Below are 15,148 nucleotides of genomic sequence, written 5' to 3'. Positions count from 1 at the left end.
CGAAAACAGCCTAGAACGTGTAAGTAAGGGAGCCGCATGAACAATGAAGTTAGTAAGTATTATTATACCTGTATATAATAAAAGCGACTATTTAGATAGATGTATAAATTCTGTCTTATCTCAAACGTACAAAAATATAGAAGTAATTATAGTAAATGACGGCTCAACGGATGATAGCAAAACAATCATTAATGATTATTGCGTAGATCATCCTTTTTTTCAGTGCTATCATTTCGATGAGAACAGTGGAGTAGGGAAAGCTAGGAATTTTGGACTAGGGAAAGCAAGTGGGGAATATATCTACTTCCTGGATGCGGATGACTTTTTAGCACCCTATACGATTGAGGTTATGTTAGAACATATTGAAGAACATGACGCAATTGTTGGTCCGCTATCTAAAAGAAAAGCAATTATTCCAGCAGAAATCGAAAGCATCCATGTTAAGAAAATTACCTTAACAAATGGCAAGAAAACAAGGGCGCTTCGAGGAAGAAGTGCTGTTAATTTCTTAATAAAAACAAGCTTTGTTAAAGAGAACAACTTAGCCTTTGATGAAAGCGTTAAATTTTTCTCAGATATGGCTTTTTCCATTCCTGCCATCTTGAATTTGGAAACGATACCTATGATAAAAAAGCTGCCTTTATATATTAAAGGAGAGTGCTTTGATCCTATAGATAACCCTTCTCTATCTTTAATAGATGAAGAAGAGAAAATTGAAGATTTCCTTTACTTGTTTAATAAGTTAAAGGATACGTATGAACATAACACAAGCATCGCCAATTATCTTGATCGCCAAATGATTAATTTTTACTTTTGGAAAATGAAAAAGAATAAAGAGCGAGAACTGTCGACTATCAGCAATTGGTATGAAGAAATAAGCGACGCGATGAACAGGGTAAACGAATCAAGCCTTCGCAAACGAACATTCTTTGAAAAGATGGAGCTAAAAACCATCATGAAGAAGAAAAAGAACACAACTTTAAGAATTGCTAAGTTTAAAACGTCGATGAAGAGCTGGAAAAAAGCGTTTAAATCTAGACAATCCTTGTACAAGGAGCTTTATTCCAAATTTATGATAAAGATGCCTATTCGTACAAATCGTGTTCTATTCGAAAGCTTTGCTGGGAAAAGCTATTCTGATAGTCCGAAAGCTATTTATGAAGAGCTACTAAATGAAAAGCAGAATTATGATTTAATCTGGGTTTTTAATGATACCTCTAAACAAATTCCAGGTAACGCGAAAAAAATCCAAAGAAACAGTTTAGCTTATTACTATTATTTAGCTACTTCTAAGTATTGGGTTATAAATGCAAGAATGCCTAATTTTGTGATTAAAAGAGAAGAGAATGTTTATTTGCAAACTTGGCATGGGACACCATTGAAGAGATTAGCCTCTGATATGAAAGAAGTTCGGATGCCAGGAACGACGACCGAGCGTTATAAACGCAATTTCTTTAATGAAACACAAAAATGGGATTTCTTAGTATCACCTAACTCCTATTCAACAGAAATCTTTAGAAGAGCCTTCAAGTTTAATAAGGAATTTCTTGAGTTTGGTTACCCGCGAAATGATTCGCTATATTTAGAAAGTGAACAGAAAGCAGCAAGAACCTCAGAGTTAAAAGACTCCATTGGGATACCTAAAGATAAAAAAGTGATCCTATATGCACCTACTTGGAGAGATGATGAATTCCATTCAAAGGGTAAATACAAGTTCGAAATAAAGTTAGATCTTCAAAAAATGCAAGAAAGTCTTGGCGAAGACTATGTTGTTATTTTACGAATGCATTATCTAATCGCAGAAAACCTAGATATAAGTGAGTTCAAAGGATTTGCTTATGACTTATCCACTTATGAGGATATCGCCGAGCTTTATCTAATATCTGATCTTTTAATTACCGATTATTCCTCTGTATTCTTTGACTTTGCTAATTTGCGAAAGCCAATCTTATTTTTCACCTATGATATTGAAAAGTACAGAGATACTTTAAGAGGTTTTTATATGGATTTTGAAGAAGAAGCGCCAGGTCCTATTTTAAGAACGGGCGAAGAGGTATTGGAAGCGATCCTAAACATAGATGAGATTGAAGAACAATATCACGCTAAGTCCTTAGACTTTTATAACAAATATTGTGAGTTCGATAATGGCCTTGCATCTAATAACATCATCAAGCAAGTATTTCATTAAAACTCTTTTCTAGAAGTTTGTTGCTAAAACCTAAGAAAAAGTTGGCTTTAGAAAGAAAGAAAATTTGTCACATACTTAATTCTCCTTCAACGAAAAGAGCACGACGGCAACTTTGATTACGTTAGATTTATTTATACGCAGAGCAACAAAATTTGCGAGAATAGTGTAAATTAAAAAGCTTGCAGCACACCCAAATAGAGGGAGTGCCTGCAAGCTTTTTTCATTCTAACAAGTACCCTTGTAAAAAGAATCATGGTCTACAAACGAGATACATATTTAGAATTTATATAGATTAGCAAATGTTACTGCTATTCTTGTAAAATTTTGTTATGATAATAAATGGAAAACACTAACAAGGGGAATAGGATTAACTCTAGCAAATGAGGAACGGTATTCAAAGCCATCGTTTGAAGAGATAGATAGTTTGCTAATAACAGAGGCTCTTGCTAAGGACATTCCACCTGAAGTGGGTAAAGCAATTTTTAAAGGAGGACATTTCTTTGAGAAAAGTTAAATTTATGGTAGCGCTACTAACATTCGCTCTACTATTTCCGCAAACACATCTCGTTAAAGCAACGAATGAATGTACACAACCGACTACAAGAAACGAAATAGATCGTTTATTAACAAACGAAGCGTTAAAGCAGGGCGTGCCTCCTGAGGTGGTAAAGGCCGTCGCTTTTGCAGAATCTAAAGGCTGGAAGCATTGTGATAACAAAGGAGAGGTTCTCGTATCTGGTGATGGTGGAATCGGAATTATGCAAGTAACTGACCACGAAAACGAGTATGGCCTTGATAGAGAAAAGCTAAAGGATATCGACTATAACATAGAAAAAGGGGTGTATATTCTTAAGCAAAAATTTAAGCAAAGCAATCTGCCAAAAATCAATGATCATAATCCAGCTATTATAGAAAATTGGTATTTTGCAGTAATGGCATATAATGCACTTGTTCCCATTAACAGTCCTATTTACAAAAATGATAAGGAAAAAGTAGGGCAAGTCAACACTGGTTCCTATCAGTACAAAGTATTCCAAGCTTTAGTGGACAATAATCCGGGCATGGATCTGAATCTTGTCGCACAGCATGTTAATGTAGAAGATTTGGAGTATGTACCTAAAGGAAATTCTGAGTTTGTCCGCTTTAAGAAACTCCAATATTCGTACGATGGCCCTTTTCATTATTCTAGTCATCGTTTTCAGGTGAATGACCTGGTAAGACTTGATGATAAAGTGAGTAGAAGACCTGAACCAAGAACAGACAAAAAGAGTTATACCACTGGTTTTTCACCAGGAGTGTTAACCATTGAAAGCACCTTGCATACGGATTTAACACCAAAGGACCATTTAACGTCCTTTAATCATTTCGGCTGGTATGAAGCTTCTGATGGGATAAAAGGTGGGTTATCTGGTTATGTTGCTTCTTCTTATTTGCAACCATTTGGAAAAAGACTTTCAGGTGCTGATCGCTTTTTAACTGCTTCAGCAATTGCGCAGGAAGGCTGGGATACAGCAGATACCGTTGTTTTAGCAAACGGTAGTAACTTTCCTGATGCGTTATCAGGGGCACCATTGGCTTATAAATTAAACGCACCAATTTTGTTAACTTCTGGGAAAAAAGTAGAGTTAAATTTGGATACTAAGGATAGAATCAAGCAGCTTGGAGCGAAAAAGGTGATTATTCTCGGCAGTGAGGCTGCTGTTTCCGCACAAGTTGAAAGCACACTAAAAAAGGAAATGAAGCTTGAGGTAGAGCGAATTGGTGGAAAGGATCGCTACGAGACAGCTGCTCTTATCGCCAAGAAGTTGGGAGGAAAGCCTGAAAAAGCGATCATCACTAATGGTTCTAAATATCCAGATGCCCTTGCGATTGCACCTTACGCAGCCAAACATGGCTATCCTATCCTATTGACAAAAGGTCAAGATAAAAATAATAAAAGGTATGATTTGAATTCTCATACTGCTAAGCTTTTGAAGGAACTAAATATTTCTACAACCATTGCATTAGGGGGAGAGTCGGCGGTAAGTCCCCAAGCTTACAAGGCTTTGCCTGGAGCAACTAGGATTGCCGGAGAAAATCGCTATGAAACTACGACAAAAATTATTGAAGAACTAAATCTCTCTACAGAAACTTTATATATTGCTAGAGGAAATGATTACCCTGATGCACTTACAGGTTCTGTTTTAGCAGCAAAAAGTGGATCTGCCGTGCTCCTTGTGAAGGAAAATGCAGATGAAGATATTATAAATCTGCAAAAAAATCTTTTAACGAAAAAGCCAGCTCATACCTTTATAGCTTTGGGTGGAAGTAATGTAGTAAGCAATGAATTATTAGCTAGCCTCATCATAAAATAATCTTCTTGAAATTTGCAGCTTTTTGCGGAAACCAATAGCGTAGTATGAAAGAATTTTCTAAATAATGGCATCAAATGGACAATGGTCTATTTGATGCTTTTTTTGTAGTTAATAACATAAATGCGACAAAAAAGTAAAATTATAGACAAATTACCTATTCATGATTATGTAATAATTTTGTTACTATTATTATCGTAATGAAATAAAAGTTATATATTTTTAAGGAGGAAAGCGTTTCGTGCAAAAATGTATTATTGCTGCAAAGTTGTGTTTGCTATGGATGCTGATACTGACTGTGGATAAAGGATATGCGGAGTGGAATGTGAAGGAACATTCTTTAAGTCCAGTTGAATCTAGCAAAATTACGCTTAGTGATTACGAAATATCCATTGTTAACGGAGAAAACTCAACCGCCACTGTAAACTATGCTGGTAAAGAGCTGGAAAAAATAGATATAGATTTTGCTAGTTTCTCTACTGTCCATACCTGGAATGTGAAAGATAAAGTGTATGTTTTGTTTGAAAATAAGAAGCAGGGTACTGGAGGATACACTCAGTTCTTTGTAATGGAACTAGCAGAAGGTCATGCAGAGCAAGTGTATCTTTCTGAAGAATATCCCTCTGGTATTGTGAAGCTTAATGAGGATAAGATAGATGTAACTTATATGGATGCAAATACTAATCAAATAGATCGTGTTAGCTTCCTTAAAGATACATATCACCAAAAACAAGATGGGACAATCACACGAATTGCAACTGGTGAGAAGGCAGTAGCTCCTCAAGAATGGACACCTCAAGCTTATAGCTTCCAGTCTGCAGGAGCATCGATTAAAGGAGAAAACCCAACTGTTTCTCAATTTAATTCGATGTTAACCGAAGAAGCCATAAGTGCAGGTGTTCCTCCAGAACTTATCAAAGCAATTGCTTGGCAAGAGAGTACCTGGAAGCAGTTTCGCACCAATGACGAGCCATCTGGCCTTTGGAAAAAAGGTGACCCTATCGTTTCCTTTGACGGTGGAATTGGAATAATGCAAATTACCGAGCCTAATATGAAAGCAGACCGCGAAAGAAGGCTTAAAGAAGACATCCGTTATAATATTCAAGAAGGTATTCGAATCCTTAAGGAAAAATGGAGCTATAGCAGTTGGAGCCGTATACCAAAAATTAATGGTAATGATATGAATGTTTTGGAAGATTGGTATTTTTCTGTGATGGCCTATAACGGTATTTCACGTCGAAATGATCCTCAATACTATCCAAATAATACGTATCAGGATGTTGTTTATCGACATATAGAAAATTACGCACAAATGAGTGTCACCAAATTTCCTGTCACACAGCTTCAACAAGATATTTATTATAATCCTTCTGGCTCCTTGCTTTTTAGAAAAGATCATTATCATATTAGTGGTCCTTATAAGCAATCAAAGCATGCCTTTGAGAAGAATGAATTGGTAAAAGCAACGGAGAGTGGGGTAAGATTAAGAAATGCTCCAGAAGGGTCGCAAGTTAGATTGACTGTTGCGGGGGAAGTACTTCAAGTGGTTGGGCCTTATCAGGCAGGCTCCAATAGTTCGAATCATTTTGTCTGGTATCCTGTGAAGGATATGCAATCGAATGAAGTTTACTATATTGCCTCCAGTTACCTTGAAAGTGTTCGTATTTCTGGCGCTAATCGTTATGCAACTGCAGTAAGTATCTCAAAGCAAGGATGGGATAAGGCTAATACCGTTATACTTGCACGTGGAGATAACTTCCCTGATGCATTAGCTGGAACGCCTCTAGCATATAAACTGAATGCGCCTATCTTGTTGACGAGAGGAAATGACATACCAGAAGAAACACGCAAGGAATTAATTCGATTGAACGCAAAAAATGTTATTATCCTTGGAGGAACTGGTGCTATTTCTAATTCTGTTTCAAACACCGTTCGTGACATGAGTATCGAAGTGAGAAGGATTGCTGGACAAAACAGGTTTGAAACGGCAAAGTTAATTGCCAATGAACTAGGGAAAAAGTTTGACACGGTTATTGTTGCTAATGGATATGGGTTTCCTGATGCGTTAGCCATTGCTCCATATGCAGCAAGAAATGGAATTCCTATTTTGCTAACAGAAAAAAGTTATATTCCCGGTGCAACAAAAACCATCCTTCAATCAGCAAATAAAACAATTGTTGTTGGTGGAGGAGCTGTTGTTAATCAAAGTCTATTAAAAGGAATGCCTAAAGCTTCCAGAATTTCAGGCAACACGAGATATGAAACTGCCTATAAAATAGGGACGCAGTTTAGCTTTGAAGCTGGGGAAGGTTTTGCAGTGAATGGAACAGATTTTCCTGATGCTCTTACAGGATCTGTCTTGGCAGCAAAACGAAACACCCCTTTATTACTGATGAACCCATCGTATCTTCCAACAGAAACACTGAGCTTAGCTAGAAACAAGTCGTTTAATCAGCTATCTGTATTTGGGGGCACTGCTGCAGTGCGTACAGATATAGTCCTTCCGTTAGTCCGTTAAATTAGATAATCTTTAACAAAGAAACAGAGTCTATTATATTACATAATAGACTCTGTTTTGTTACATATCTTTAATATTTCTCTTATTTTTATAATGTTATAATAATGAAGTAAAATATGTAACAATATGTAGATTTAGGGGGAAACATGAATATTCTTACACAAAAACGATCCTTTGTTGCTTTAGTTTTTGGATTGATCTTACTACTCTCCTTGCCATCTATAGGCAATGCCAGTGGTTTTAATGTTGACAGAATCAGCGGTGATACTAGATATAAAACTGCTGTAGAAATATCAAAAAAAGGGTGGAGTAGCTCCAACACCGTTATCATTGCTGCAGGAAATCAATTTCCAGATGCATTAACAGGTACACCGCTTGCTTATTCACTCAATGCACCAATACTGTTAACACAAAACAAATCTTTGCCTGCGGAAACAAAAAATGAAATTACAAGATTAAAGGCAAAGCGTGCTATTATTCTTGGAGGAACAAGCGTAGTAACTGATGCCGTACATAATGAATTAAAAAATATGGGACTAACTGTGGAGAGAATTCATGGAACAGACCGTTATGAGACTTCTGTAAAAATAGCGGAGGAGCTTGCAGGTCAAACGGATACAGCGATTGTTGTTTACGGTAAAAATTTTCCGGACAGTTTATCTATTGCTGCATATGCTGCCCAAAAAGGCTACCCAATTCTATTAACAAAATCTGATACACTTCCAGCTGCAACAAAGAAAGTGTTATCCAAATATAAGAATACCATTGTGGTAGGCGGAACAAGTGTTATTTCACAATCACAATTAAAGGACATGCCGAATGCAAAACGACTTTCAGGAAATGATCGCTACGATACATTATCCAATGTTATTAGCGAATTGAATATTAAATTTGGTGAGGAAGTCTATGTGGCAACAGGTCAAAGCTTCGCCGATGCATTGACGGGCTCGGTTCTTGCTGCAAAGAGAAATTCCTCTCTCGTCTTAGTAAAGAAGGAAGCAGTTCCTGGTAAGGTGCAAACCATTCTAAGTAATGTAAACTCTGAAAAAGCCTCTATTATTGGTGGAACAAGTGCCGTGTCAACACAGGTTGAAGAAGCATTAGGTTTTAACATGGGAGCGCTAATCAACACAGCAAAGCAATATCTAGGTGCCCCTTATCAGTACGGAGGAGCAACACCTTCAGGATTTGATTGCAGTGGCTTTATCCAATATGTGTTCGCTAAACATGGATTAAGTACTCCTCGAACTACTTCAGATTTGTATGCTGGAGGCAAGTCAGTATCTAGTCTTGAAGCTGGAGATATCGTATTTTTCAAGACAGATCCGTCTAAGAACGGTGCTTCTCATGCAGGAATTTATATTGGAGACAATAAGTTCATTCATGCAAAATCTGCAGGCTCTAACATTGGAGTCACAATCGATGAGATGTCTAATGTATATTTTGCTCCTAGATACCTTGGAGCCAAACGATATCATTAATCATAAAAAAACCGACGCGTTTGCGTCGGTTTTTTGTATTAATGATGATACTTACTTTCAAAGCTTTTTCTTGCAGTTTGAAAGTATTTTGGGACCGAGATTTGACCAATGGAATAATTCTTATTTTCCGGCTCCCAAACACCGTACGCATCTAATGCCTTTAAAACCCTCTGTCTTTCTTGTTTTGAAGAAGCTTTTGCACTGTCCTGGTAAGGCAGCTTATCATGCTCTTGGATAGGAAGGTAAAATTTACCGTGTTCCACAACTTTATCATGCAATAATTGCCTTAAGGCTTCTCCTGTAGCCGCATGGTCAGAATGCGGATCCAGATCAGACATAACATGATGTATGACATGATGATGCTCTTTTTCTTTCCTCATCATTAGTTCATTTATATCCTCTTTTGTGATCTTTCCATCTGGAAGGTCCAAAATGGTGATAGAACTTTCCTTTACACCTAATGCTTGGACAGCGTCTTTAAATTCTTGAACACGAGCTTGACCGAACTCAGCTGTGTTGAGTGAGTCAATTCCTTCTTCGTCTAGTCGTTTATTAATGTTATGAATGGCTTTACTCGCCTTTCCTTCTGAGAGCAAAATAATATGTATATTCTTGCTTTCATCTATGGCTTTCACTATAGCAGGACCCATACTAAGCACTTCATCATCAGCATGCGGGACATAAAACACTTCCAAAACGTCCTGTTTAGCACCACAGCCCGTAAGAAAAACTAATATTAAAATCAACAGGTATCTCATTGCCTTTTCCTCTCTACTAAACTATTATGTTACAATTATTCTAACAAATTATGCAGGAGAAAGTTAGAAATGATGAGAAAATCTACTATCGTTCAGAGTAAAAGATATAGGTCAATAGATGTTACTAGGGGTATTGTAGTATTATTAGCAGTATTTGTTAGTGCACTCCCTGGTGGTGGCTATGAGTATTTCCGTCATGCATATTGGTATGGAGTTACGATTACCGATCTCATTTTTCCTGCCTTTTTAACACTGTATGGGCTTGGGCTGTCGATTGCTTATCGAAGAGGTGTGAATTGGAAGGGGTTATTTCGCAGAACGGTGTTACTGCTTGTTTATGGGCTTCTATTTAACTTTGTTGCCGCGTGGAGCTTTGACTTTGACACCTTAAGGTTTACTGGAGTGTTACAGCTATTTGCGATCACTGGATTGGTAGTAGTGGTGATTAGCAGAACATTTCGAAACTGGAAATGGCCAATAGCCGTTGGAATTGGGATTGCGATTGTTTACACAGCTTTTCTGGTTGTTAGTAGTGCACATTGTGAAGGTGGCGTACCTCGGACAAGCTGTAATTACTCTGGCATTGTAGATTCCTTCGTGTTTGGGGAAAATCATATGTATGCAGATGGAGAGCGCGGATTTGATCCAGAGGGTATCTTTTCAATTATAAGCGCACTTTCCAATGTTTTGTTTGGCTATGCTATCGGAATGGTGATCCTGAGTAGAAAGCATATTAAAAGGACACTTCTAACAAGCGCTGCTGGACTTATGGTGCTTGCCTTTGTTTTACAGCAATTTATTGATTTTAACAAAAGATTATGGAGTCCGTCTTTTGCGCTGCTTGCAAGCTCCATCACTTTTTTCCTATTGGTCATGTTGTTTTATTTAATCGATGAAAAAAGGAACCATTCCAAGCCTTGGAAGGCAATGATTTGGTATGTAGAGTCTTTTGGTAGAAACAGCTTGCTTATCTATTTTGGGAAAATGGTTGTATTTATTATTTTTGCTAACCTTACTATCTCCATCCTTGGATTAGAAGGTACGCTAAGGGATCTATTTTTCCGCTTTTTAAGTGAAAGCATCTCTTATCCACATTTATTCTACAGCCTATTCTTTGTTTGTATGTGGTCGTTTGTTGCAGTTATTTTACACTGGAAGAAAAAGTATATAAGAGTTTGAGGGCATAACAGAGGTTATGCTCTTTTTTTGTTTGTTAATGTTATCAGGCAAAAAAAAAATTAATTTTTAGTATCTTGTTCATAGAAAATACTGTTATAATATTCTAGTATTTAGTAAAAACTTCTAAATATTTCTAGTTATGCAGTTTTCTAATTTAACAGAAGGAAGAGAGGAAATTGTAATGAAGCGCTGGGGAAAATGGAGTAAAGCTGTTATACCGCTTGCCATTACTGCTGTAGTAGCATCTTCACCTCTACAGGCTTTTGCCTATACAGGTGGAGAAAAGCATGTCGAAACAGACTATAGTGCAATGGTAAATCACTTTAAGAGAATAGCCGGAGAAAATGTCGAGAAGAACTCTTATCAAAAAGTAAAAGATGTCGAAGAGGTAAGTGATAATACCTTTGTTGTAAGGTATAAGGAAAAGCTTACAGCACTTGACCACAGAAACGCAGGTGCCACGCTTGTAAAAAGCTATTCCAAGCTTGGATATGATGTTGTCAGAGTGAATGCAAAATCTAACTTATCAAAAACGTTGCAGGCTTATGAAAAATCAAACAAAGTTTTATCGGTAACACCAAGTGTTCTTTATAAAAAGCTTGGAACAGTGGATCCGAAAATAAATGATATGTATCATCTAGAACAATTAGACATTCTTAAAGCACAAGGGTTAGTTGGGGATGATGGTGTTAAAGTAGCTGTCATTGACACTGGTTTGGATAAAAATCACCCTGAACTAAAAAATAGAGTGGTGGAATCAGTAAATATTGTCGATCCGATGAGAAAGCCAGTACCAGATTTACATGCTACTCATGTGGCTGGAATCATTGCTGGTGAGAAGAATAATGGTGTTGGAGGAACTGGAGTTAATCCTAACGCAGAAATTCTTTCCATTGATGTATTTAATGGAGATCTAGGTGCCTATGATTTTGCAATTGCAGAAGGGATTGTGTATGCAGTCGATCATGGTGCAAAAGTAATCAACATGAGTTTAGGTGGATTTTTTCCTTCTACTATCATTGAAGAAGCTGTAAACTACGCACTTGCTTCAGATGTAGTAGTGGTAGCAGCAGCAGGTAACTCATCTACTAATATGAAAGAATATCCTGCTTCCTATAAGGGTGTTATTAGTGTAGGAGCGACAAATGAAAACAAGGAACTTGCATCCTTTTCTACGTATGGCGCATCGGTTGATGTTGTAGCACCTGGTGAGGATATTTATAACGCAGCCTACATCAATGGGGAGTCTACGTTTATGAATTTGAGTGGTACGTCGATGGCCTCACCAGTAGTAGCTGGTATTGCTTCATTATTACTGGCAAAAAATCCGGATCTTACTCCATATGAGATAGAATACTTGCTGAAATCAACAGCAGAGGACTTGGGGAGTAAAGGGTATGACACTACCTTTGGATATGGATTAGTCAATCCTTTGGAAGCTTTAAAAGCAGATGTTTCTAAAATTCCAGCAAACCCTATTATATATGAAGAAGATATACTAGACCAAGCAAAGAAGCTAACCTTCTCCCAAAATCAAGCGGTTGTTTCTGATACTATCACGCAAGCCTATCAGCAAGAATTTTTCAAGACTACGGTAAAAGAAGGGGAACTTACACAAATCTTCTTAGAGACACCTGTTAAGCATGACTATCAAGTGGATGTTCGTTTTTATCCTGAAGGCGAAGATAGCTACATTGACATGTTTACCATAAACAATGCAGATATTGGACAACCAGAGGGTTATTTATTTGAAGCTTATATGGATGGTACGTTAGTCATTGGTGTTTCTGATGTAAATGATAATGCAGGTAAAAATACTACTCCTTTCACTTTAAAAGTAGAGAAAGCGACAGAATGGAAAGAGGATGGAAATGACTGGGAAAATCCACACGTCATTACAAATCTCCCATATGAAACATCTGGAGAAGCTTATCTAACTGGAGGAGAGGGAGACCAGGATTTTTATGATGTTGAAGTAGAAGAAGCGCAAACGGTTAAAGCGAAGGTGAATGGTGTTCCAGGCTTAGATATTGGTTTAAACCTCTATATGTACGATGAGGTGGAAGAAGATTGGTATCTGATGGAATATAGCAATAGGAATGGTTATAGCCAAGGCGAAGCACTTATTTTTGAAGGAATTCCAGGTGGCAAATATCGAGTAGAAGTAACAAGTATGCCAGAGTATTTTGATGAATTTTTTGGCATGTGGTTTGAAGGAGTAGCATCGTTCTCTTCCCACCTTCCTTATACACTTTCTATAGATGGAAAAGTGTTACCAGCTGACGAAGACGGTTTTCCTCATGAGTTTTGGGAAGAGGAAGAAGAAGTAGTGGACGATAAACTGTCCGTTAAGGAATATGCAAAAAAACATTTAGCGAGAAAATCTGAGGAGTTCGAACCAATTGGTGAGGATATTCAAGAAGAAGAGATGGAAGATATCCTTTGGGAGGCGGCAATTCCTTTGGAAATTGGTTCCTCTGCAACTGGATATATGCAGTATAAGGATGATATAGATATATTTAAATTTGAAACAACATCATCCGGCCTCTATCATTTTGAAATAGACACTCCAGAAGACATGACTGCTTTCTTCGAGTTGTATGAGTATGATGAGTTGTTTGGCTGGTGGCCAGTTCAAGCTAATATAGGAATGATGAGTCTCGAAAATTATATACAATCAGGCTTGAAGGAAAATAAAAGATATATGCTTATGGTTTATAATGATCAAATGCAACCAGCATTTGAGCCGTTTACTATCAGCTCTAAAATCCTTCAAGAAGGCACAAATGATCCAAACGAAAGCAATGATACGGAAATGGAAGCGACGATCCTAAATGGAGAAACAATAACAGGAAACTTTGACCTTACGAACGATGTCGACATGTTCTATATCGAGCCGAGCGAAAAAGAAGAGATTTATGGTTTTTATGTAGATGTTCAAAAGCGTAGTGAAGTAAAAGGGTATCCAGATAACTACAAAATGTCTGCGATTGACCCAATGGTGTATATTGTGGAAGATACAAATGGCAATGGAGTAATGGATGAAAATGAGTACGATACCTTTAGAGCATTTGACAGAGGCTGGGATTTTGAAGGAGAGCATGGTTCTTTTACAAAGAAAATGGATGCAGGCTACTTTATTGTGCTAATGAATTATACGTGGGAAATCAATAAAATTCCTCTAGCATCTTATGACTTGATGGCTGGCCCAGTTGATAAAGTGGATGAGGACAAGGATTCTGTTGTGAAAAACAACATCCCATCTAAACCTCTTAAAATGGAAAAAATTCAATCCCAGGAATGGCAAGCAACTGGCTATTTCAACTATAATAAGAACAGTGAAGACACAGACTGGTATGTTGTACCTGCGTGGGCAAATAGTCATATGGAAGTAAAACTTGATGTGCCATCTGATATTAATGGAGAGCTGAAACTCTTTGATAAAAATGGCAAGCTTCTTGCACAATCAAGCTACTACGGATATGGAGATGCAGAAATTATTCATGGTGTTGGCAAAGCAGCAGGCCCTTACTATCTCGCTGTTTCCAGTGCAGACGGTAATCCAAGCTTAAAGCCTTACCAACTATCAGTTAATAGTACCATCCTTCCTAAAGAAGGAAATGTAGAACGAGTATCAGGCCCTACAAGATATGAGACTGCTCTTGCATTTTCATCTAAAATAGCAGATCACTCGTTGGATCGAGTTATACTAGCGAGTGGGAAAAATTTCCCTGACGCACTTTCTGGAGTGGTGTTGAATCAAGCTCTAAATGGAACCGTGCTACTAATCAATGATGATGCAGCAGTTCAGAAAAAAGTGGTAAATGAAGCCAAAAGGCTATTGAAAGAGAATGGCAAAATTATCATTTTAGGTGGGGTAAATGCAGTTACAGCAAGCACTGAGGCCCATTTCAAGAAGCATTTCAAAGTAGAAAGAATTTCTGGTGCAACCCGCACAGAAACCTCTATTAAAATAGCAAATGAAGTTGTCTCAAAACCAGAAGAAGTTATTGTAGTATCAGGTTTGACCTTTGCAGATGCGCTTTCCATTGCACCATATGCAGCGGAAAATCAAATTCCAATTCTACTTAACACTTCCAAAACAGCTCTCACAAAGGAAATTAGTGATTACTTGAAACAAAAATCAGTCAAAAAAGTGACTGTGATAGGTGGAGCTGCAGCTGTAACAGAAGAAGCCGTGAAACAAATGAAACAAGCTGGAGTGAAAGAAGTAAATAGAGTTTCAGGAAAGAACAGATATTTGACCTCTGTAGAGATTGCAAAAAAATTCTATCCAGAAGCTTCTGTAGTTGGTGTTGCTAGTGGTAAAACATTCCCAGATGCACTAAGCGGAAGTCATTTCGCTTCTGAGAATAGCATGCCAATTGTCCTAGTGGATGGTAAAGCAATGACAGCAGAATTAAAGGAATTTGTAAAAAAATCTAACATTAAACATTTTTACCTCTTTGGTGGGGAAAAAGCCATTAATGGAAATATAGTAAAATAGTTTTTGAAAAGGGACCTCACGTCAAAAGAGGTCCTTTTTTGCTGTCGAGAAATAGTATTCTAAATATTATAAATATAAACAATTGACTAAAAAGTAACGCAGTTGTAAAATTATAGTGTAATTTGAAATGTTATGTAGGAGGAAAGAATTAGCGTCTTTTTACACA

General features: G+C 37.3%; 7 protein-coding genes. 6 read left to right on the top strand and 1 reads right to left on the bottom strand.

The window, feature by feature from the left end; genetic code table 11:
* Positions 1-43 precede the first annotated feature (43 nt).
* The 4 genes from FIU87_RS18250 (at position 44) to FIU87_RS18235 (ending at position 8,538) form a co-directional block, all read left to right on the top strand.
* Positions 44-2,188: a bifunctional glycosyltransferase/CDP-glycerol:glycerophosphate glycerophosphotransferase gene (locus FIU87_RS18250; protein ID WP_152445894.1), complete on the top strand. Its 2,145-nt coding sequence runs from the start codon at positions 44-46 to the stop codon at positions 2,186-2,188.
* Between the two features lie 500 nt (positions 2,189-2,688).
* Positions 2,689-4,542, top strand: a complete 1,854-nt coding sequence (locus FIU87_RS18245) for a cell wall-binding repeat-containing protein (RefSeq protein WP_152445893.1) — start codon at positions 2,689-2,691, stop codon at positions 4,540-4,542.
* 238 nt (positions 4,543-4,780) lie between these two features.
* Complete coding sequence (locus FIU87_RS18240) at positions 4,781-7,057, top strand: cell wall-binding repeat-containing protein (protein WP_152445892.1); 2,277 nt, start codon at positions 4,781-4,783, stop codon at positions 7,055-7,057.
* Positions 7,058-7,203: 146 nt separating this feature from the next.
* Positions 7,204-8,538, top strand: a complete 1,335-nt coding sequence (locus FIU87_RS18235) for a cell wall-binding repeat-containing protein (protein ID WP_152445891.1) — start codon at positions 7,204-7,206, stop codon at positions 8,536-8,538.
* A gap of 38 nt (positions 8,539-8,576) precedes the next feature.
* Here FIU87_RS18235 and FIU87_RS18230 read toward each other — a convergent pair whose 3' ends face one another.
* Positions 8,577-9,296, bottom strand: a complete 720-nt coding sequence (locus FIU87_RS18230) for a PIG-L deacetylase family protein (RefSeq protein WP_152445890.1) — start codon at positions 9,294-9,296, stop codon at positions 8,577-8,579.
* Between the two features lie 69 nt (positions 9,297-9,365).
* On the opposite strand from FIU87_RS18230, the gene FIU87_RS18225 reads away from it, so the two are divergent.
* Both FIU87_RS18225 and FIU87_RS18220 read left to right on the top strand, forming a co-directional pair.
* The gene (locus tag FIU87_RS18225) at positions 9,366-10,475 is read left to right on the top strand and encodes an acyltransferase family protein (protein WP_152445889.1); all 1,110 of its coding nucleotides are present in this window, start codon (positions 9,366-9,368) and stop codon (positions 10,473-10,475) included.
* 181 nt (positions 10,476-10,656) lie between these two features.
* Positions 10,657-14,982: a S8 family serine peptidase gene (locus FIU87_RS18220; RefSeq protein WP_172971105.1), complete on the top strand. Its 4,326-nt coding sequence runs from the start codon at positions 10,657-10,659 to the stop codon at positions 14,980-14,982.
* The last annotated feature ends 166 nt before the right edge of the window (positions 14,983-15,148 follow it).

The organism is Bacillus sp. THAF10 (assembly GCF_009363695.1).
GTDB lineage: Bacteria > Bacillota > Bacilli > Bacillales > Bacillaceae_I > Sutcliffiella_A.
Note: the sequence above shows the minus strand (reverse complement) of the source record. Positions and strands in the feature narration are given on the sequence as shown.

Excerpts from the sequence above, each read along its gene's own strand:
- FIU87_RS18250 (WP_152445894.1), top strand. The coding sequence starts at position 44 with ATGAAGTTAGTAAGTATTATTATACCTGTATATAATAAAAGCGACTAT.
- FIU87_RS18235 (WP_152445891.1), top strand. The coding sequence starts at position 7,204 with ATGAATATTCTTACACAAAAACGATCCTTTGTTGCTTTAGTTTTTGGA.
- FIU87_RS18230 (WP_152445890.1), bottom strand. The coding sequence starts at position 9,296 with ATGAGATACCTGTTGATTTTAATATTAGTTTTTCTTACGGGCTGTGGT.
- FIU87_RS18225 (WP_152445889.1), top strand. The coding sequence starts at position 9,366 with ATGATGAGAAAATCTACTATCGTTCAGAGTAAAAGATATAGGTCAATA.
- FIU87_RS18220 (WP_172971105.1), top strand. The coding sequence starts at position 10,657 with ATGAAGCGCTGGGGAAAATGGAGTAAAGCTGTTATACCGCTTGCCATT.